General features: G+C 71.6%; 14 protein-coding genes and 1 pseudogene. 8 read left to right on the plus strand and 7 right to left on the minus strand.

Features of this window, described 5'->3' with window-relative positions:
- The first annotated feature begins 120 nt into the window (after nt 1-120).
- The 4 genes from ACTWQR_RS11700 (at nt 121) to sucD (ending at nt 6,314) form a co-directional block, all read left to right on the plus strand.
- The gene (locus ACTWQR_RS11700) at nt 121-1,293 is read left to right on the plus strand and encodes a hypothetical protein (protein ID WP_443226918.1); all 1,173 of its coding nucleotides are present in this window, start codon (nt 121-123) and stop codon (nt 1,291-1,293) included.
- 339 nt (nt 1,294-1,632) lie between these two features.
- The gene (locus ACTWQR_RS11705; protein ID WP_443226919.1) at nt 1,633-3,765 is read left to right on the plus strand and encodes a hypothetical protein; all 2,133 of its coding nucleotides are present in this window, start codon (nt 1,633-1,635) and stop codon (nt 3,763-3,765) included.
- Between the two features lie 463 nt (nt 3,766-4,228).
- The gene (gene sucC / locus ACTWQR_RS11710) at nt 4,229-5,407 is read left to right on the plus strand and encodes an ADP-forming succinate--CoA ligase subunit beta (protein WP_443226920.1); all 1,179 of its coding nucleotides are present in this window, start codon (nt 4,229-4,231) and stop codon (nt 5,405-5,407) included.
- Nucleotides 5,408-5,429: 22 nt separating this feature from the next.
- Complete coding sequence (gene sucD / locus ACTWQR_RS11715; RefSeq protein WP_443226921.1) at nt 5,430-6,314, plus strand: succinate--CoA ligase subunit alpha; 885 nt, start codon at nt 5,430-5,432, stop codon at nt 6,312-6,314.
- Between the two features lie 120 nt (nt 6,315-6,434).
- Here sucD and ACTWQR_RS11720 read toward each other — a convergent pair.
- Nucleotides 6,435-7,337: pseudogene (locus ACTWQR_RS11720) on the minus strand (sigma factor-like helix-turn-helix DNA-binding protein); the annotation flags it as partial.
- A gap of 70 nt (nt 7,338-7,407) precedes the next feature.
- Here ACTWQR_RS11720 and ACTWQR_RS11725 point away from each other — a divergent pair.
- Nucleotides 7,408-9,549, plus strand: a complete 2,142-nt coding sequence (locus tag ACTWQR_RS11725) for a cell division protein PerM (protein WP_443226922.1) — start codon at nt 7,408-7,410, stop codon at nt 9,547-9,549.
- A 59-nt stretch (nt 9,550-9,608) separates the two neighbouring features.
- Here the strand turns inward: ACTWQR_RS11725 and ACTWQR_RS11730 are convergent, their stop codons facing one another.
- The gene (locus tag ACTWQR_RS11730) at nt 9,609-10,595 is read right to left on the minus strand and encodes an aldo/keto reductase (protein WP_443226923.1); all 987 of its coding nucleotides are present in this window, start codon (nt 10,593-10,595) and stop codon (nt 9,609-9,611) included.
- Between the two features lie 119 nt (nt 10,596-10,714).
- A complete protein-coding gene (locus ACTWQR_RS11735; RefSeq protein WP_443226924.1) occupies nt 10,715-11,581 on the minus strand; it encodes a hypothetical protein in 867 nt (288 codons plus the stop codon).
- A 369-nt stretch (nt 11,582-11,950) separates the two neighbouring features.
- On the opposite strand from ACTWQR_RS11735, the gene purN reads away from it, so the two are divergent.
- Together purN and purH are read left to right on the plus strand one after the other, a co-directional pair.
- On the plus strand, nt 11,951-12,571 hold the full coding sequence (gene purN / locus ACTWQR_RS11740; RefSeq protein WP_443226925.1) for a phosphoribosylglycinamide formyltransferase: 621 nt from the start codon (nt 11,951-11,953) through the stop codon (nt 12,569-12,571).
- Nucleotides 12,568-14,157, plus strand: a complete 1,590-nt coding sequence (gene purH, locus ACTWQR_RS11745; protein ID WP_443226926.1) for a bifunctional phosphoribosylaminoimidazolecarboxamide formyltransferase/IMP cyclohydrolase — start codon at nt 12,568-12,570, stop codon at nt 14,155-14,157. The genes purN and purH overlap by 4 nt, the downstream gene beginning before the upstream one ends.
- 146 nt (nt 14,158-14,303) lie before the next feature.
- Here the strand turns inward: purH and ACTWQR_RS11750 are convergent, their stop codons facing one another.
- Nucleotides 14,304-14,720: a hypothetical protein gene (locus tag ACTWQR_RS11750; protein WP_443226927.1), complete on the minus strand. Its 417-nt coding sequence runs from the start codon at nt 14,718-14,720 to the stop codon at nt 14,304-14,306.
- Between the two features lie 186 nt (nt 14,721-14,906).
- Between ACTWQR_RS11750 and ACTWQR_RS11755 the strand changes: the two genes are divergently transcribed.
- Nucleotides 14,907-15,323: a hypothetical protein gene (locus ACTWQR_RS11755; protein WP_443226928.1), complete on the plus strand. Its 417-nt coding sequence runs from the start codon at nt 14,907-14,909 to the stop codon at nt 15,321-15,323.
- A gap of 85 nt (nt 15,324-15,408) precedes the next feature.
- Here the strand turns inward: ACTWQR_RS11755 and ACTWQR_RS11760 are convergent, their stop codons facing one another.
- The 3 genes from ACTWQR_RS11760 to ACTWQR_RS11770 all read right to left on the minus strand — a co-directional run bounded on the left by ACTWQR_RS11760 (nt 15,409) and on the right by ACTWQR_RS11770 (nt 19,983).
- Nucleotides 15,409-17,223, minus strand: coding sequence for a protein kinase domain-containing protein (locus ACTWQR_RS11760; RefSeq protein WP_443226929.1), 1,815 nt, complete (start codon nt 17,221-17,223; stop codon nt 15,409-15,411).
- Nucleotides 17,224-17,736: 513 nt separating this feature from the next.
- On the minus strand, nt 17,737-18,492 hold the full coding sequence (locus tag ACTWQR_RS11765) for an FHA domain-containing protein (RefSeq protein ID WP_443226930.1): 756 nt from the start codon (nt 18,490-18,492) through the stop codon (nt 17,737-17,739).
- A gap of 60 nt (nt 18,493-18,552) precedes the next feature.
- Nucleotides 18,553-19,983, minus strand: a complete 1,431-nt coding sequence (locus tag ACTWQR_RS11770) for a serine/threonine protein kinase (RefSeq protein WP_443226931.1) — start codon at nt 19,981-19,983, stop codon at nt 18,553-18,555.
- Nucleotides 19,984-20,011 lie beyond the last annotated feature (28 nt).

Consider the following 20,011-nt stretch of genomic DNA (forward strand, 5'->3'; position numbering starts at 1 on the left):
CTGTCACGCCCCGCCCTGCTCCGTCCCACCTCGTTCCACACCGCTCCGCCTTGTTCCGCTCCGTTCTGCCTTGATCTGCCTTGATCTGCCTCGTTCCCCGCACGGGAGGCTCTCCCCGTCTTGACCCTGTCAGCCGCACCACCCGGTGTCGCTCTGCGCGTGACGCGTACGGCGGCGGGGCGGCGTGCGCTGCAAGTGGTGCTGCTGGTAGGTGGGTTGCTCGTGCTGGGGCTCCTGTGCGGTGAGCAGGCCCGGGCGGCCGACGGTGTGGCGCTGACACCGACGCAGGCGCTGACACCGACACCGGCGCAGGCGCCTGCGCCGACGCCGACGGAGATTGTCCGCTCGGTGGAGGGTTCGGCCGAGCGGCTTGTGACGAGTTCGGTCGGGCAGGTGGCGAAGGGTTCGGAACGGGATTCGGAGCGGGAATCGGAGCAGCAGGCCGGAGAGTGGTCGTCGGAGCCGGATTCGTCGAGCGCGTTCTCGTCGAGCTGGTCCCTGTCCGGCTCCTCATCGGTGGCCAAGTCCCCCGAGCCCGCCGGGCTCGCCGGGCAGATCCCGCCCGTGACCGACGGAGTCCAGCGCGTCGTTCGCCCGGTGGCCGATGGGGTCGCACGCCCCGTGACTGAGCGTGTCCTGCGCCCGGTCACCGAAGACGTCGTACCGCCGCTCACCGAAGACGTCGTACCGCCGATCGCCGATGGCGTCGTACGGCCCATCGGGGGTCTGTTGGAGCAGATCGCCGGTGGGCTCACCGAGCCGTCGGCCCCACCGCGGGAATGGCCGTCGCTGCCTCAACTCCCCACGCTGCCGGGCTTGCCTGGCGTTCCGGAGTTGCCGGGGCTGCCCGCGGTTCCGGGGCGGACGTTGCCGGTCGTCACGGCGCCGCAGCCGCCGGGCGGGGCGACGGACGAGCATGGGTCGGCCGGGCGCGAGGCTGAGAATACGGTGGCCGACAAGACGGCGCGCGATGAGGGCGCAGGTACGTACTACGGGCCGCGGCTCGCCGGTGGCCAGGCGGTGGCCGGTGGTGACCTGCGCCACGACCACACCGCCGATGCCGATGACGCGGGAGCCGTGCGGGTTCCCGCGCGGCAGGCTCCTGATGGTGACCCCACGGGTGTGTTGGGGCATCGGTCCGCGATCGACAACGGGTCGTCGCGGCACGGCGACGCACAGGCCGTCGCGTTGAACGAGCGGGCCCAGCTGAGGCTGGTGCCCGGAGCCGCCGCGGACGTCTCCGCGGCCGGGACCCGGGACAGGCACCGGGACATTCCGGCGTTCCCCGGCTAGGGCGGACCTTCCCCCGCTGAGACCTGCCGCGCGGGGGCGGAACAGGTCTGCCCGCCGTCCGGACGTCCCTCCGGTCTCCGGACACAGTCGGCCGGACGCAACCACCGGACGCGGAGCCGTTGCCGTGGCCGTCGGTCTTCAACCCCCTGAAACTCCCCCTGACCGACACAGCCCGACATCGCGCACTCCGCCGCGTATCGCGCACCGCGCACCGGCCTCCGGCTATCCGGCTATCCGCTCTCGGCACTCCGCACTCCGGAGACCCGGCCTGCGGAATCCGGAAGTCCCCCCACTCAAAAAGTCCCGAAGTCCTGGTATCCCGAAGGATCTGACGCACGCATGAACAAGAACATTCGCCGTTCCATCGTCATAGCCGCCGGAGTCACCGGCGCCTGGGCGCTCGGTTCAACCGTTGCCAACGCGGACGAACTGCCCAGCTCGTCCACCTCCGTACCCGACGCGTCCCTGTCTGTGGACGACGTGGTCGGCAGCACTGTCAGCACGGTCACCGACACCGTGGACGGGGTGGTCGCTGACGTCCAGAGCGACGTCTCCACCAGCACGGACACGGTCACCGGCGCCACCGGCGCCAACCGCGTCATCGGTGGTACGGCCGAGAAGGCGCAAGCCGCGCAGGACGCCGTCACCGACACGACCGCCGAGGCGAAGACGACCGTCGATGCGAAGACCGAGGCGGCCGATCAGGCCCGCCGGTACGTCGAGGGCGAGCTGCCCGCGGACCGGATCGCGAAGACGAAGGCCGCCGCGCAGACCACCCGGGCCACGGCCGCATCGGCCGCCTCCGCCGCGCAGGGGGCCGGGGCCGGGGCGACGGACGCGGTGTCCGACACAGCGCCCGACACAGTGTCAGACGCCACCAGCCCCCAGGACGAGGTCGACTACCTCTTCGGCCCGTTGGCGGTGTTCGCGCCGGAACTCGAGAAGGCGCTCGCCGCCGCGCACACGAAGCTCGGTGCCGCCCAGCGCACCGCCACGGGTGTCCCCTCCGGCGCCCGGGCCAAGGTCCGGCAGACCGTCGCCACCGCCGGCCGGACGGTCGCCGACGCCCGACGGACCGTGAACGGCGCCCCTGTCCAGGTCCAGGGCACGGTCGGCGGCATCCCCACCCAGGTCCAGGACACGGTCACCGACGCCAAGGGCCAGGCCCGAGGCACCGCCACCGGTATCCGCGGCACCGCCACAGGTGTCCAAGGCCCCGTCGCCACCCTCGACGGCCGAACCCAAACCACCGTCACCGCCGTGAAGGCCGACGCCTCCGCCACGGTCACCGGCATCCCCGCCACGGTCCACGGCGTCCACGGAACTGTCGTCCCGACAATCGTTCCGATCGTCGACCAGACGGCGGCCTCCGTCGTCCCGCCGGTCGCCGCCACAGCCGTCCACGGCGTCACGCCGATCGCGGGCCGCGTCGTCAGCGGTGTCGGTCCCGTCGCCGACCGGGCCGTGGCCGGCGTAGCGCCCGTTGCCGATCGGGCCATGACGGGCGTGGCTCCCGTCGCCGGCACCGCCGTCGACGGGCTGGCGCCGGTCGCCGAGTACGCCGTCGGCACCGGCACCGCTCTGGCTTACGGCGTCGTGGCGGACGTGCACTCGTACACCCACGGTGTCGTCGGTGACGTCACTCCCTACGCGGCGGGTGTGGTCGGCGAAGTGGCCCCGTACGCGACCGGCGTGGTGGGCGATGTCGCCCCGTACGCGGCCGGCGTGGTCGGCGACGTGGCTCCGTACGCGACCGGCGTCGTGGGCCAGGTCCCCCCGTACGCGACCGGCGTCGTGGGTCAGGCCACCGACGAAACCGTCGACTCCGTCCTCCCGCCCGTCGCCGGCACCGCGGTGCACGGCGTGCTCCCGGTCGCCGGGCAGGCGGCCGGTGACGCGACCACGCTCGCCGACGGAGTCGTCGGTGACGTGCGGCCCTTCGCGACCGGCGTGACTGGTGTGGCCGGCGTGGTCGGCGACGTTCCGCCGCTCGCGTACGGCGTGACCGGCCAGGTCGGCCCCTTCGCCCAGGGAGTCGTCGGCCAGGTGCCGCCCTTCGCCGAGGGCGTGGCCGGTGCGGTGCGGCCGGTCGCGGAGACGGTCGTCGAGTACGTCCAGCCCGTCGTGCACGGAGCGCAGGGCATCGTGCGGGGCGTCGGCGGCAGCGCCACGACGCTGGCGTACGGCGTCACGGGGGACGTACGGCCCTTCGCGGACGGAGTGGTCGGCGAGGTCGGCCCGTTCGCGGCCGGTGTGACCGGTGTCGCCGGGCAGGTCGCGCCCTTCGCGATGGACCTGACCGGGACCGTCGAGTCGGCCGGCGGCCCGCTGGCCGGAAACGCCGTCACCGGCGTCCAGGGGGTGGCCGAGTCGGTCACGCCGAGCTACCTGCCGAACACCGAGTACGCGCAGTACGGCCAGCAGGTCCAGCCCGCCCCGTACGGCCAGTACGGCTCCCCGTACGGCGTCTGAGCGCGGCGGACCACCTCACCGCGCCGTCAGCACGCCACCCCACCCGACCCCGCAGGGCCCCGGCCTCGTACGGCCGAAAACCATCGGCCCGTCCGACCGAAACCCTGCGGATAGGGCCGGGTGGTCCCCATTGGGGTGGGGACCACCCGCCCTGCGCCCTTCGGGGGCCGTTCATCTGAGCCCCTCAGGGGTTGTCAAGGGGCCTCACCAGGCCAACCCCAGCCTGGTGAGGCCCTGCGCGTGCGTGCCCCGTGAAGGCATCTGTGACCGTAATCACCGCTCTGGTGTGACCTGCGATTTACGACCCCGCCGCCCACGGCGATAACCTGCGAGACGGACATGCCGCGTGCCGGCCCCGTGCCCACGCCCTCCTTGTGACCGCGCAGTCACGTTGCCCTTCGCGGCACGCCCACGCAGACAGCTAACCGCAGAGCGGCGAGATCACTGATAGGGACGGACGCGCGTGGACCTGTTCGAGTACCAGGCGAGGGACCTCTTCGCCAAGCACGGTGTACCGGTGCTGGCCGGTGAAGTCATCGACACGCCTGAGGGGGCGCGCGCGGCGACCGAGCGTCTCGGCGGCAAGTCCGTCGTAAAGGCGCAGGTCAAGGTCGGTGGCCGCGGCAAGGCCGGCGGCGTGAAGCTGGCCGCCACCCCGGACGAGGCCGTCGCTCGCGCGACGGACATCCTCGGCATGGACATCAAGGGCCACACGGTCCACAAGGTGATGATCGCCGAGACGGCACCGGAGATTCTTGAGGAGTACTACGTCTCGTACCTCCTCGACCGCACGAACCGCACCTTCCTCGCCATGGCGTCCGTGCAGGGCGGCATGGACATCGAGGAAGTTGCCGAGAAGACACCCGAGGCCCTCGCGAAGGTCCCCGTCGACGCCGTCGAGGGCGTTTCGATCGAGAAGGCCCGCGCGATCGTCGCCCAGGCGAAGTTCCCGGCCGAGGTCGCCGAGAAGGTCGCCGAGGTCCTCGTGACCCTGTGGGACACCTTCATCGCCGAGGACGCGCTCCTCGTCGAGGTCAACCCGCTCGCCAAGGTCGCTTCCGGCGACATCCTGGCGCTGGACGGCAAGGTGTCCCTCGACGAGAACGCCGACTTCCGCCAGCCGGAGCACGAGGCGCTCGAGGACAAGGCCGCGGCCGACCCGCTCGAGGCCGCCGCCAAGGCCAAGAACCTCAACTACGTCAAGCTCGACGGTGAGGTCGGCATCATCGGCAACGGCGCGGGTCTCGTCATGAGCACCCTCGACGTCGTCGCGTACGCCGGTGAGGCCCACGGCGGCGTGAAGCCCGCCAACTTCCTCGACATCGGTGGCGGCGCCTCGGCGCAGGTCATGGCCAACGGCCTTGAGATCATCCTCGGCGACCCGGACGTCAAGTCCGTGTTCGTCAACGTCTTCGGCGGCATCACCGCCTGTGACGAGGTCGCCAACGGCATCGTCCAGGCGCTGCAGCTCCTCGCCGACAAGGGCGAGGAAGTCACCAAGCCGCTGGTCGTCCGCCTCGACGGCAACAACGCGGACCTGGGTCGCAAGATCCTGTCGGACGCCAACCACCCGCTGGTGCAGCGCGTGGACACCATGGACGGCGCGGCCGACAAGGCCGCCGAGCTGGCCGCGGCCAAGTAAGGGACGAGGGAAAACCAAAGCCATGGCTATCTTCCTCAACAAGGACAGCAAGGTCATCGTCCAGGGCATGACCGGTGCCACGGGCATGAAGCACACCAAGCTCATGCTCGCCGACGGCACGAACATCGTCGGCGGGGTGAACCCCCGCAAGGCGGGCACGTCCGTAGACATCGACGGCACCGAGATCCCGGTCTTCGGCACGGTCGCCGAGGCGATCGAGAAGACGGGCGCCAACGTGTCCGTCCTCTTCGTACCGCCGGCCTTCTCCAAGGCCGCCGTCGTCGAGGCCATCGACGCCGAGATCCCGCTCGCGGTCGTCATCACCGAGGGCATCGCCGTCCACGACTCCGCCGCCTTCTGGGCGTACGCGAAGTCGAAGGGCAACAAGACGCGGATCATCGGCCCGAACTGCCCCGGTCTCATCACCCCGGGCCAGTCCAACGCCGGCATCATCCCGGGCGACATCACGAAGCCGGGCCGTATCGGCCTGGTCTCGAAGTCCGGCACGCTGACGTACCAGATGATGTACGAGCTCCGTGACATCGGCTTCTCGTCGGCCGTCGGCATCGGTGGCGACCCGGTCATCGGTACGACGCACATCGATGCGCTCGCCGCGTTCGAGGCCGACCCCGACACCGACCTGATCGTCATGATCGGCGAGATCGGCGGTGACGCCGAGGAGCGTGCGGCGGACTTCATCAAGGCCAACGTGTCGAAGCCGGTCGTCGGCTACGTCGCCGGCTTCACCGCACCCGAGGGCAAGACCATGGGCCACGCCGGCGCCATCGTCTCCGGCTCCTCCGGCACGGCCGCCGCGAAGAAGGAGGCCCTCGAGGCCGCCGGCGTCAAGGTCGGCAAGACGCCGACCGAGACGGCGAAGCTGGCGCGCGCCATTCTGGGCAATTAAATACAGCCTCGCCGGCTGACACTCGGCTGAGCAGCGCTTGTACGTAGCTGGACAGCGCTTGTACGCAGACGGGCCCGCACCCCTCGCCGGGGGTGCGGGCCCGTCTGCGTTCCGCCTCCCTCAGCGCAGCTCCGGGACGAGCCTCCCCGGGTCCTTCCCCCACATGGAGTGAAGCTTGGTGCGAAGCTTCACGTCCTTCGCGGAGAGCCGGCCGGGGCCCGGGCGCGGTGGTACACCGCGGACGGTTTCGCCGGGGGCCCGCGGGGCCTCGTAGTGGTCGGGGGCCGTGCGGGCCGTGAGCGCGGTGGAGCCGATGATCAGGACCGTGAAGGCGATGGCCGCACGCGTCCAGCAACGGGCGCGGCGCTCGCTGCCCGAGCGCACCGCGGCGGGTTTCGCGGGGGGCCTCGCGGCGGCCCGCCGCCGTTCCTTGCTGGCGAGCTCCGTCAGGCGCTGCCGCAGCACCGGCGGATCCACCAGCTCCGGGAGATGCTCGGCGAGGGCCTCGCGCGCGTGCAGCAGCCGGTTCGCCGCCGCGCGCGTGCTCGCCTCCGTCTCGGCCGCGGTCTCCGGCAGGCCGAGGCCGAGGCCGTCGTGGAGGAGCAGCGTGCGGCGGTAGGAGGGCGGCAGGCTCAGCAGTACGGAGAGCAGCACGCGGTCGTCCAGGGCGGCGGGCGGTGCTTCGGGAAGCCGGTGACGCGGGCGCAGCCGGTGCCAGGGGGACATCGCGTACTCGTACGCCGCCGCACGCACCCAGCCCGCCGGGTCCCTGTCGACCGCCACCTCCGGCCAGCGCTGCCAGGCCAGCTGGAAGGCCCGCTCCACTGACTCGCGCGCCAGCTCGTGCCGCCCGGTGAGCAGATAGGTCTGCCGTACGAGGGCGGGGGCGGCGAACGCGTAGAGCACGTCGAAGGCCTGGGTGGGTGTCAGGGCACGGGCAGGTGCGGCGGCATGGGCCCGGGCATCGGCGGCGGCAGGGGCAGTGGTGTCCGTCACCGGGCGCCCCTTCGCGCGTAAAGGTACATAAAACGTATATTGAGCGACACATCCAGGGTTCGCCTGTTACGACGAGAAAGCGCGTGTCGTTGGGAGCATGGCGGGCGTGACCCATATGACCGACCGCAGCCCGTCGCAGTCACCGTCGTCCCTGCTCGCCCGGTTGCCCGGCCGGTCATCTGGCCGGTCGCCCCGACTGGCCGCCGGCCTGCTGGGCGGCGCCCTCGCGGCGGGGCTCGGGCTGGGTGCGCTCGCCGTACTCGTGATGGGCCTGTGGATCAGTTCGCCCTACCCGGACAGCGGTCCCGCCGGCGCGCTGCACGTCGCCGCCGCGTTGTGGCTGCTCGCGCACGGCACCGAACTCGTCCGCACGGACACGCTCTCCGGCGTACCCGCGCCGGTCGGCGTCACGCCGCTGCTCCTGGTCGCCCTCCCCGCGTGGTTGCTGCACCGCGCGGCGCGCGACGCTGTGGACGGTGGCACGCGGGACCGTGACACGCGGGACCGTGACACGGGGGATGGTGGCAGGAGGGACGGTGGCAGGAGGGGCGATGGCGCGTGGAATGGTGACACGGGGGGCGGCGACGGAGAGCTTGTGCCGCCGGCAGTCCGTGCCGCCTGGGTCGGTACCACATGGGCCGGTACCGCCTGGTTCGGTGTCCTCGTCGGCTATCTGACGGTCGGCGCGGCCGCCGCGCTGTACGCGTCCGGCGGTGCGCTGCGGCCGTCTTGGGCGTCGGTCGCCGTGTGGCCGCCGGTGCTCGCGGCGGCCGCGACGGGGGTGGGGGTGTGGACGGCGTACGGCCGCCCGCGCGGGCCTCTGCCGCCACCCGTGCGCCGTGCCCTCGACGGCCTCCCCGACGGCGTGCGCCGTGTCGTCGGCGACTCCGTCCTCGCACCGGAAGCCCGACGCCGGCTCACGGCCGCCGTACGTGCCGCGGGCGCCGGGACGACGGTGCTCGTCGGGGGCGGGGCCGTGCTCGTGGGCGCCTCGCTGGTGTGGCACGGGGAGCTGGCTCGGGAGTCGTTCCCGCAGCTCACCGAGGGCTGGTCGGGCCGGTTCGCCGTACTCCTGCTGGCCCTGGCCCTCCTGCCGAACGCGGCGGTGTGGAGCGCGGCGTACGCCCTCGGCCCGGGCTTCGTGCTCGGCGCCGGGCACGCGGTGAACCCCCTGACGTCGTCTTCCGCGCCGCTGCTGCCGCCCTTTCCGCTGCTTACGGCGGTCCCGGAAGCCGGCCCGGGGACGCCGCTGAACTGGGCGGCGGGGGCGGTGCCACTGGTCGCGGGGATGGTGGTGGCGTGGTTCACGGTGGCGGCGGCGGTACCGCGGCGTGGGGGCCCGGGGGAGGCGGGTTCCGGTGATGCCTGGGGTGCCGGGGCGACGACGGCGGCGCCGCGCGGCGAGCGCGGCGAGGCCTGGTCGGCTGGGCGGACCGCCGGGACCGTGCTGCTCGCCGCGGTCCTGGCCGGATTCGCCCTCGCGGCGCTCGCCGCGCTGGCCGGCGGTCGCCTCGGAGTGGCCGCGCTGGCCGACTTCGGCCCCGTCTGGTGGCAGACGGGGCCCGCGACGACCGGGTGGATCGCGGTCGCGGGAATGCCGGTGGCTGCGGGGCTGCGGGCCTGGCGCCTGCGGGAGCCACGGGTACGGGAACCTCGCGTACGCGCCCGTCAGCGGGGGAAGCCATGGGGCCTGGTGTCTCCGACCCCGGAGCCACAGGCCCCGGAGTCCCTGGCCCCGCGGTCCGTGGCCTCGCAGTCCCTGATCCTGGAGTCCTTGGCCCCGCAGCCCCAGGCCGGGTCTGGATCGGAGCTGGGCACCGGGTCTGGATCTGAGCTGGAGACCGGGTCTGGATCCGAGTCGGATACTGGGCCTGGATCCGAGTCGGACACCGGACCTGGATTCGAGCCGGACACCGGGCCCGGATTCGAGCCGGACACCGGGCCCGGCTCCGGGCGGCGGGCGCAGGAGCCCGAGTCCCCCTCACCTGGGCGGCGGAACCGGGGGCCTTCGCCCAAGGCCTGGTTCTCGTGGGTACGGCCGTCCCGTCGGCACCCGGCGACGCCACCCGCCACCCCCGACGAGGACGAGGCGTTGGCGCTCTACGACTTCCTGCCCTCGGACCCTTCCGGACCCTCCGGCCCCTTCGACTCGCACTGGTACGACGACGCCGCCCGCGAGGCCCGCTGGGCCGCACTCAAAAGGGCGTCCAGCGAGACAGAACCGCCGAACTCCGCCTGACGTGAAGCGTTGACGGGACGCGCTGACGTGAAGCGTTGGCATGAAGCATTGACGTCACGTCAGCCCGCCGCGTCCAGCCTCGCCCGCTGGTCCGCGGTCAGTTCCAGGTCCAGCGCCGCCAGGTTCTCGTTCAGCTGGGCCACCGAGGAGCAGCCGACCAGTGGGATCGACGGGATCTCGGCGTCGATGAGCCAGGACAGGACCACCTGATTGACGGTGGCGCCGGTCTCCTCGGCGACCGAGCGGAGTGCGGCCAGACGGGCCGGCGTGCCCGCGTGGTCGAACTCGGGGCCGAGGGGCTTGTCCTCGCGGACATAACTCCCCTTCAGCAGCGGGGAGTAGGCCACGAGCGTCAGCGAGGGCTCGGTGCGCAGATAGCTGAGCAGGTCGCCGCCGACCGCGCCCTGGTCGCCGTCCGGTGAGAGCTGGCCGGGCAGGTCCGCGCGCTTTCGCAGGTAGCTGTGCTGGTACTGCAGGACCTCGTACCCCGGCAGACCCGCCGCCGCGGCCAGGCTCCGGGCCCGCTCCAGACGCCACGTCCAGTGGTTGCTCGCGCCGAGGAGCCCGACGGTGCCCTCGGCGACGAGTTCGGCGAAGCCCTCGACCGTCTCGCGCAGCGGCACGGCCGGGTCCTCGATGTGTGCGTACAGGAGATCCAGTTTCGGCACGCCGAGCCGCTCGCGGCTGCCCTCCGCCGCCTCGCGGATCGCCTTGGCAGACAGCCCCTCGGGGTTGTCGACGTAACTCGTGCCGGGAGCGAGCGGACGCGCGCCCAGCTTCGTAGCGATGACGATCTCGTCGCCGATGCCGCGGCTGCGGCGCCAGCGGCCGAGCAGCGCCTCGCTCTCGCCGCCCTGAGTGCCGTTGACCCAGAACGCGTAGTTGTCGGACGTGTCGATGAAGGTGCCGCCGGCCTCGACGAAACGGTCGAGAACGGCGAACGAGGTCGCCTCGTCGGTGACGGTGCCGAACAGCATCGCGCCGAGGCTGAGGACGCTCACCTCACGGCGGGTCCCCGGGTCCGTGCCGATCGTGCGGTAGCGCATGCGGGTGTCCTCCCCATCCGGCCCGCCGAACGGCGGGCGCTGAGGCGGAGTATGGATTTTGAAGTGCGCTCCAAGTCAACCAACACGAACGGAATCCGCAGGCAACGGAGACCCGCGCCTCAGCTCTGCGTTCCGAGCAGCCCCCGCAACTCCTCCGGCAACAACTTCTCGCAGGACTGCTTCGCCGTGTTGGTCAGCGAGTCGTTCACGCACGTGTAGTAGTCGCGGTAGACGAGCTGCGCCGTGAACATGCCCGCGACCATGACGAGCGCCAGGGACGCCGTGACCAGGCCGCTGATCGCCGCCGTGGTCTGCGGTCTGGCGCCTGCCCGGTCCGGCGCCGGGGTGTCCGGATCCGGCGTACGGGGCTTGGTGCGCAGCGCACTGATCGACCAGTACATGGCCAGCGCGCCGAGCAGCAGCGCGACGTACGGCCAGCTGAAGAGGGCGAAGAAGAACGCCCACATCCCGGACAGCAGCGCGAACCGGGCGCGGCGCTGGGCCGGGTCCGCCGGGTCCCAGCGCATGCCGGCGCCGGGGCCGCCGGAGCCCTCCGGACCGCCCTGCCCGCCAGGTCCGCCGGACCCACCGGGGCCGCCCGAGGAACCGGGCCGGTCACCGAAGCCGCCGCCCTGAGCGGGCCCGGGCTGCCGGTCACTCCACTGGCTGCCCCAGGGCGAGCCGCCGTCCTGGCCCTGCCCCTGGCCCTCCTGCCCCTGCTCACCCGAAGGTCGCCGAGGCTGCCACGGCCGGTCGGGCGTGCCCTCCGGGGGCGGCGCGAAGGGGTTGTCGTCGGCGGGCGCCTGAGGCGGCTCGGGGCGCTGCCCGGAAGCCGGAGCACCGGAGTCCGTGCCACCCGCGGAACCCTGCCCACCCGCGGAGCCCTGCCCGCCCCCGGGCACGTCGTCGCTCTCCCGCGGCGGCGTGGGAGAAGGGTGCCGCTCGCGCAGGAGCAGCGGAGGGAGTCGGAGACTGCGGTCCGGCATCAGGTGTGCGTCTTCCCCTTGGTGATCTCTGGCGGGCAACGTGTCCACAGAGCTGGTTACGTGTCCGGGGCAGCGCCCCGAGCGTTCGCACCCGTCCCTGGTCAACGTCCCGTACGCAAAAGGCGTTCCCCTGCGCCGACCGTGTTCCCCGGGCGGATCCTCCCCAGACGCTACCTTCCGGCCACGCCCCCGTCCCGTGGGGGCCGCTCGCTGTGCCGGTATCGTTGCTGACGGTCGGCCGCTTCGTAGACTTCCCCGTATCCGGGGGCGCGAAGCATTCGTAGGACCGTACAAACGCAAAAACTGAACGAACTCAAGAACCGCACAAACGCAGAACCGCACAAGCTCTCCCCGAGAAAGGGCCCCGTCGTGGCCAAGGCCAAGCGCCTCGTTGTGCTGGTCTCCGGATCAGGTACGAATCTGCAGGCTCTCCTCGACGCGATCGCGACGCAGGGGGTGGCCGTCTACGGAGCCGAGATCGTCGCCGTAGGCGCGGACCGAGCGGGCATCGAAGGCCTCGAGCGTGCCGAGCGCGCCGGCCTTCCCACGTTCGTGTGCCGGGTCAAGGACCACGCCACGAGGGACGAGTGGGACAGGGCACTGACCGAGGCCACGGCCGCGTACGAGCCTGATCTCGTCGTCTCGGCCGGGTTCATGAAGATCGTGGGCAAGGAGTTCCTGGCCCACTTCGGTGGCCGGTTCGTGAACACCCACCCCGCGCTGCTGCCCAGTTTCCCGGGGGCGCACGGCGTCCGCGACGCCCTCGCCTACGGCGCGAAGGTCTCCGGGTGCACCGTCCACTTCGTCGACGACGGCGTCGACACCGGCCCGATCATCGCTCAGGGCGTGGTCGAGGTCCGCAACGAGGACGACGAGAGCGCTCTGCACGAGCGCATCAAGGATGTCGAGCGAAGGCTGCTCGTCGATGTCGTGGGGCGGCTCGCCCGCAACGGCTATCGCATTGAGGGACGAAAGGTAGTAATCCAGTGACCGCCGAGAGCACAGGCACGGCCGCGAGTACCGAGAGCACCAAGCGGGTCATCCGGCGCGCGCTCGTCAGCGTCTATGACAAGACCGGGCTCGAAGAGCTCGCCCGCGGCCTGCACGAGGCCGGTGTCGAGCTGGTCTCCACCGGCTCCACCGCCGCGAGGATCGCCGACGCCGGAGTCCCGGTCACCAAGGTCGAGGAGCTCACCGGCTTCCCCGAGTGCCTGGACGGCCGGGTCAAGACGCTGCACCCGCGCGTGCACGCGGGCATCCTCGCCGACCTGCGCCTGGACAGCCACCGGCAGCAGCTCGCCGACCTCGGGGTCGAGCCGTTCGACCTCGTCGTCGTGAACCTCTACCCGTTCCGCGAGACCGTCGCCTCGGGCGCCTCACCCGACGAGTGCGTCGAGCAGATCGACATCGGCGGCCCCTCGATGGTGCGCGCCGCCGCCAAGAACCACCCGTCCGTGGCCGTGGTCACCAGTCCCGAGCGGTACGCAGACGTCCTGGGCGCCGTGAAGAAGGGCGGCTTCGACCTCGCCACCCGCAAGCGGCTCGCGGCGGAGGCCTTCCGGCACACGGCCGAGTACGACATCGCGGTCTCCTCCTGGTTCGCCTCCTCCTACGCGCCGGCCGACGACTCCCCGTTCCCGGACTTCCTGGGCACCACGCTGGAGCGCGCGAACACCCTGCGCTACGGCGAGAACCCGCACCAGCCCGCCGCCCTCTACACCGCGGGCGCGGGCGGTCTGGCCGAGGCCGAGCAGCTGCACGGCAAGGAGATGTCGTTCAACAACTACACGGACACGGACGCCGCCCGCCGTGCCGCGTACGACCACACCGAGCCGGCCGTCGCGATCATCAAGCACGCCAACCCGTGCGGCATCGCGATCGGCGCGGACGTCGCCGAGGCGCACCGCAAGGCACACGCCTGCGACCCCCTGTCGGCGTTCGGCGGTGTGATCGCGGTCAACCGGCCGGTGTCGAAGGAGATGGCCGAGCAGGTCGCCGACATCTTCACCGAGGTCATCGTCGCTCCCGACTACGAGGACGGCGCGCTGGAGGCACTGGCCAAGAAGAAGAACATCCGCGTGCTGCGCTGCCCCGAAGGCCCCGCCCACCCCGTTGACGTCAAGCCGATCGACGGCGGTGCCCTGCTTCAGGTCACCGACCGCCTCCAGGCCGACGGCGACGACCCCGCCAACTGGACCCTGGCGACCGGCGAGGCGTTGAGCGAGGCCGAGCTCGCCGATCTGGCCTTCGCCTGGAAGGCCTGCCGCGCGGTGAAGTCCAACGCGATCCTCCTCGCCAAGGACGGCGCCTCCGTCGGCGTCGGCATGGGTCAGGTCAACCGCGTCGATTCCTGCAAGCTGGCCGTCGAACGAGCGGGCGCGGACCGCGCGCGGGGCTCGTTCGTCGCCTCGGACGCGTTCTTCCCGTTCCCGGACAACATCGACGTCCTGAGCGCCGCCGGGGTCAAGGCCATCGTCCAGCCCGGCGGTTCGGTCCGCGACGAGCTGGTGGTCGAGGCGGCGGAGAAGGCGGGTATCACGATGTACTTCACGGGGACGCGGCACTTCTTCCACTAGGCACCGCGCTCCAGGCCCAAGGCACCGCGCTCCAGGCCCAAGGCACCGCGCTCCAGGCCCAAGCAACCGCCCTCGCCCTCGGGATGGCGAGGGCGGTTGCGACGCTTCGGCCTCGGCGCGGGATCCCTGCCGGGGTGCCTTGGTGATCAGTGGGCCCGCTTACCCGTCGAGGCGGTGGAGCTCGCGAACTGGAACTTGAAGTTGGTGCCCCTCAGAACGTCGTCGGCGATGACCTTCCATTCGCCCGCCGTGGTGGTCTTGTACTCGCTCTGGCAGTAGTTGAGGCCGCCGCTGCTGCTGTAGAAGCAGACCTTCACCCTGCGGCCGGTGTCGGTCTTGATGTTGATGTCGGCGCAGTTACCGGTCATGAAGTACGTGACACTCTGCGGCTGGAAGTAGGTGCCCGACGGCTTGCTGTAACTCCACGCGTTGCCGTAGCAGGACTGGGCGACCACATCGCCCTGGGTGGCCGCACCGGCCGCACCGGCCGTACCGCCGATGAGACCGGCGCCGGCAAGCGCGCCGGTCATGGCGACTGCGACGAAACGCTTGCGGATGTGCATGAGAAACCCCCGTTGTGGATGCCCGCGGCCCACCTCCCCTATGGCCTGGGCCGCCTGAGACTCGCCAACCACGATGGTGGATCGTGCTCGCGTCCGGTACCTGAAATCTTTCAGGTACCGCGCGCCCTACCCGCCCGCCACAGTGGCGGGACCGCACGTCAGCACATCAACGGGGAAGGGCCCTCCATGAATCTTCGCAAGCGGTTCGCCACCGTCGCCATGACCGGCGCGCTCATCGGCGGCGGCCTGCTCGGCACCAGCAGCGCCGGCGCGGCCACCCAGGGGGAGGCGGTCGCTCAGTCCTGCTATGGCAACGCTCGCGACTACACGAAGTCGGCGGGCACGCACATCTACCCCAATTTCCCGACGTTCAACTACCTCAAGACGACGAGTAGCTGCGCCGACATCAACATCAAGACCGACACCAACCGTTACGTGAAGGTCTGCTTCCTTCTCAGCGGCGGCGGCAAGGAGTGCCAGGCCGACTACAAGCTCGCCACAGCGGGCAGCTGGAAAGCGGTCGCCACGAACGTCAGGGACAACACCCAGTATCAGTTCTACTTCCGGAGCGACGTCGAGTCGACGGGGCACCACGCCGCCTGAGCAGCCCGCACCGGCAAGGCACGCAGGTGGTGATCAGGGCGGCCCGCCGGTGGTACTTGGGTTCTAGTGGTTGTCGCGACGTCACTCACGTCGAACCGCGCAGTGCCGCCCACGTGTTGGGGCCCACGTCGCCATCGACGTCCAGCCCCTTGTCGCTCTGGAAGAGCCGGACGGCGGCCGTGGTGTCCTCGCCGAACTGCCCGTCGACGCCCGCGCCCCCGACGCTGTACCCGCGCTTGGACAGCATGCACTGCACCTGTACGACACGCTGGCCCTTGTCGCCGGCCTGCGTGAGCTGGGTGCCGGAGTAGTAGGTGCACTGGGAGATCCACGGGGGAGTGGTCGGCTCGGCGGTGGTCCTGGTCGGGGCGGGGGCGCTCCCGCCGTCGTCGCCGCTCCCGCCGTCGCCACCGCTGCCGCCCGCCGCGGTGGTCTCCGCCTGGGTGGGCGAGGCCTGCGCACCGCCTTGACCGCCGACGGCTCCGGCTCCGGCTCCGGCTCCGGAAGCGTCGTCCTCGCTTCCACTGCCGTTGTCCTCCGCCTTCTCGCGGGACGGCGAGGGCGCGGGCGAGCGGGAGGAGTCGGGTGACGGCGAGTTTCCCGTCTCTTCCTTCTTTTGCTCGGAGGCGGTGGTTTCGGCGATCGGCTCGGGGGAGGCGGTACCGACGGAAGGTGGTCGGGTGAGCAGAAAGGCGCTCACGGCGACGGCGCACACGGCGAGCACCGCGGCGATCACGAAGTAGGGCTTCCTGCGACGTCCGGCGGTCGGGCCTCCGGCTTCCGCCGTGCGTCCGGATTGCGGTACGGGACCGGGCGGAGCAGGAGACACGAAGGCGGGAGGACCGGGAATGGGCGCGAGGGCGGGGGACGCCACGCGCTGTGTGGGCGTACGGAAGTGGCCCGTCTGCTGGGCGGAGGCGTGCCCAAGAACTTCGTGGGCCTGACTCCTGGCCAGCAGCAGGGAGTTGAGCGGCTCCTGCCACGACGGCACACCCGCCGTACGGGGATGGGCCGCGGCCGCGTCGATCAGCTGCTGTGGCGTGGGCCGCCCGGCGGGGTCCTTGGACAGGCAGGCGAGGAGCAGCGCGGCCAGCGGAGGATCCGCCTCCGACAGCTCGTCCATGATCTCGGGCTTGGGCTCCTCGAACGCGACCCGGTGCATGACGTCCACACCGGTGCCGTCACCGAACGGGGCGCGTGCCGTGGCCGCGTAGACGAGGGTGCTCGCGAGCGAGAACACGTCGGAGGCGGTGTCGCAGCGGCCTTCTCTGAGGTACTCGGGGGACATGAAGGCGGGGGTGCCGACCCGGTTCCCGGTGGTCGTGATCGCGCTGCTGTCGGCGGCCTGCGAGATGCCGAAGTCGATCACGTGGACGCCCTGTAAGGACAGGATGACGTTGGACGGCTTGAGGTCCCGGTGCACGATTCCGGCGGTGGCCAGCGCGGACAGGGCCTGCCCGAGTTCACCCACCAGCCGCCACACGCCCGCCGGTTCGAGCCCGCCGCACTCGCGGATGGCCTCCGCCGCGTTCAGGCCGGGCACATACTGCGTGGCCATCCACAGCAGCTCGTCCTGGAACCCGGTCCCCAGCAGTCGCGGCGCGTGCGGCGTACGAACCTGGGCGTGCACGGACGCCTCACGCTCGAACCGCCGCCGGAACTCGGCGTCCTCGGCGTACTCCGGCCGGATCACCTTCACGGCGGCGAGCCCGGGGGCGTCGTCGGCGGGCCGCGCCAGATAGACCCGGCCCATCCCGCCACTGCCGAGCAGCCCGAGCGGTACGTACGGTCCGATGTGCGCCGGGTCCACGGACCGCAGCGGGGTCGCCCCGGCCTGCTCCAGCGAGGCGTCGCCGGACGCCGGAGAGTACGGCGACGACGTGGGCCGCTGGTCTGACATGGGTCCCCCGATGCGCTGTTCTTCCGCAGCCGTTCTTTCCGCAAATCACTGCTCTGGCCCCCCAGTTGACACGAGGCTATCGCGGGTCCCGTGTGTCCCGCCGCTGTCTTGGGCCAACGGCGGCGCGGCGTCAGCGCCGGGTTTCCTTCGTCGGGCTGCTCAAGGGCGAGGCCACCTCGGCCCGCATGTTGGCGACGACTTCGGCCGCCCGCCGTGGTGGGTGTGGGCCCCGCCGGTGGTGGCGGCGGTGCTGTTCGTGGCGGGGATGGGGGAGCGGAAGTACACGGCGTGGGCCGGGGTGGCCGGCGGAGCGGCCCTGGCGGTGGGGCTCGTGAGCTTTCTGGCCTGGCCACGCGAGAAGGTCGTCGTGGACGGGCGGCACGTCGTATCAGATCCGTGCCCGGCCCTGGTACGACGTGCCGCCGGAGGAGTGGCACAGGCTGTAGGTTGTCGAATTTTGTTGCCGTCCGAGTCCTGGTCGGTCGGTCTCGGGGACGGCGTACGACCACCCGGTCAGGCCGCCTCGCTCGGGGCCGCGGCCAGCACGACCAGGTCGTCCTCGCGGACCAGATCGAAGCGGAGGGCGAGCGAGACCAGCAGCTCCTTCTTGCCGTTGACGCGACGGCCGGGCTCCGCCGTGTCCGGGCCGGGCCGCAGACGCAGTTTGACCGCCAGATAGTCGATGTTCCAGTAGACCGAGGAGCGGGTCACCGTCGGCCAGACGGCCCGCAGGCGTTCCACGGTCTCGTCGACGGCGGGCAGCGGGGCGTGCGGTTCGCCGCGCAGGCGGGGCTCGCACAGGGCGGTCAGCACGGCGAAGTAGCGCTTGGTGCGGTCGAGGGCGAACGCCCCGGTGGTGGTGGCGCCGGAGGGTCCGCCGCGGGCGGCGCTGCGGTAGTTGTGGCGGGGTGCCCAGACGTCGAAGCTGAGCAGGTCACCCGCGGCGGGCAGGACCACGCGGGAGAACTCGAAGGACACGGGTGCGTCCAAGCGGCCCGGCGCGACCTTGATGTGCTCGCCCGCGCCCTCCGGGTTCTCCACCACGTACGTCTGGTCCCGGCTGAGGTTGCTCAGGATCCAGAAGGCTCGGTGCGCGGTGATCTCGCCGGCGACCCGGGAGACCCCGTCGTGGGCGATCGTCAGACCGCTTTCCGGCGGGGTCCTGCCGAAGACGAGCCTCTCGCCCGACGAGAGTCTGATCTGCTCGCCGGGATCGACGCCACTGCTGGGGCTCCGCGGCTGCGGCGGCACCACGATGACGCTGTACATGGAATCGTCCCCCTTCTCCTGACCGACGCGGTCAGGGTTGGCAGCGCGCCTTTGAGGTTGTCACTGCGGCTCGACGGTCGGAGAAGGGAGGGAGAGCGGAACGCAGGTGGTCGCCGCGTCGGCGTGGGTGCGCCGGGCGGTGCAACCAGTCCGCTCTTGTGGGCTCTCGCGGGTGATGACCTCGCCGTCGAGGGTGAAGCCGAGGCCGTCGTAGTGGGCCACGCCGCTGAGACCTTTCGACTCGTCGCCGTTGTTGAAGATCGACTTGACCGGGCGGTCGCGGAGCCACCCACAGGTCTCCGTACCCGGCAGCCAGTCCGCGTCGGCGCTTTCCCACCTGCACATCTCGCCCATGCCGAACTCCTCGCTGAAGAAGCAGACCGACTCGAAGGGGCACCGGTGATAGCCGTACGTCGGCCCGTCGCCACGCATCGCGTACGTCACCGTCGCGGCCACGCCCAGCACCGCCGCCGCGAGGCCGGCCACCAGGGCGGGCCGGTGCCACCTGCGGGGGCGCAGGCGGGGCAGGCGCGGTGAGCGGGCGGCCCCGGCGGTCTGTTCCACTCGGCGCAGGAGCGCGGCTGTGCCTGAGGTGAGGGTGGCGCGTTCTTCGTGAGTGCGGGCGAGGCAGTCGGTGATGATCTCCCGCCAGTCCGGGGGGAGTTCGGGGGACAGGCGCAGCTCCTCGCGTCCGCGCGCGTAGCGCACCGTCGCGTCGCAGCGGGCCTCTGCCGTGCCGCCGGGCAGGGGATATGTGCCGGTGAGGACGAGGTGGGCGAGGATGCCGAAGGCCCAGATGTCGGCGGTGGGGCGGATCTGGTGGCCGCGTTCGCCGATTTCGGCCCAGAGGAGTTCGGGTGGGGTGTAGTCGGGGGTGGAGAAGGCGTGGGTATAGGCGTGGGTGCCTTCGAGTTCGGCAGCGAGGTTGAAGTCGGCGAGGCGGGCTGAACTGTCCTTCATCAGCAGGACGTTGGCGGGTTTGAGGTCGCCGTGGACCCAGCCCGCATGGTGCAGTTGGTGCAGGCCCTCGCAGATCTGGGCGAGCAGTGCGGGGCCGGACTCCGGTTTCGGCGAGCGGGCCAGGAGGGTGTCCAAAGAGCCTGTGGCCTGTTCCAGTACGAGGACGGTGGCGCCGTCGAGTTCGGGGTGGTCCGGGTCGTCGACCGTCAGGGCCTCGTACATCTGGATCAGCCGCGGCCGCTTGAGCCGACGGTGCAACTCGACCTCGCGTTCGGCCAGTTCGCGCAGGTGGTGGAGCTGGCGTGGGGTGCGGGTGCCGGTCGGCAGGAACTTCAGCGCGGCCGCCCGCGGCAGCTCGCCGTGATTCACGAGGTCCGCCCGGTCCGAGTGATCCGCCTGGTCCGTGTCTTGCCCGGTGTTCCTCGCCGCGTACACGCTGCCGAACGCGCCGGAGGCGAGGGCCTCCCGTACCTCCCAGCGGCCGACGCGGTAGCCCTTCGGCACACGGACCGTGAAATCGGGTCCGTTCACCGGGCGACCCCGCTCGGCGTAAGGGGCC

It is taken from the genome of Streptomyces sp. 2A115, from assembly GCF_052245575.1.
Taxonomy (GTDB): domain Bacteria; phylum Actinomycetota; class Actinomycetes; order Streptomycetales; family Streptomycetaceae; genus Streptomyces.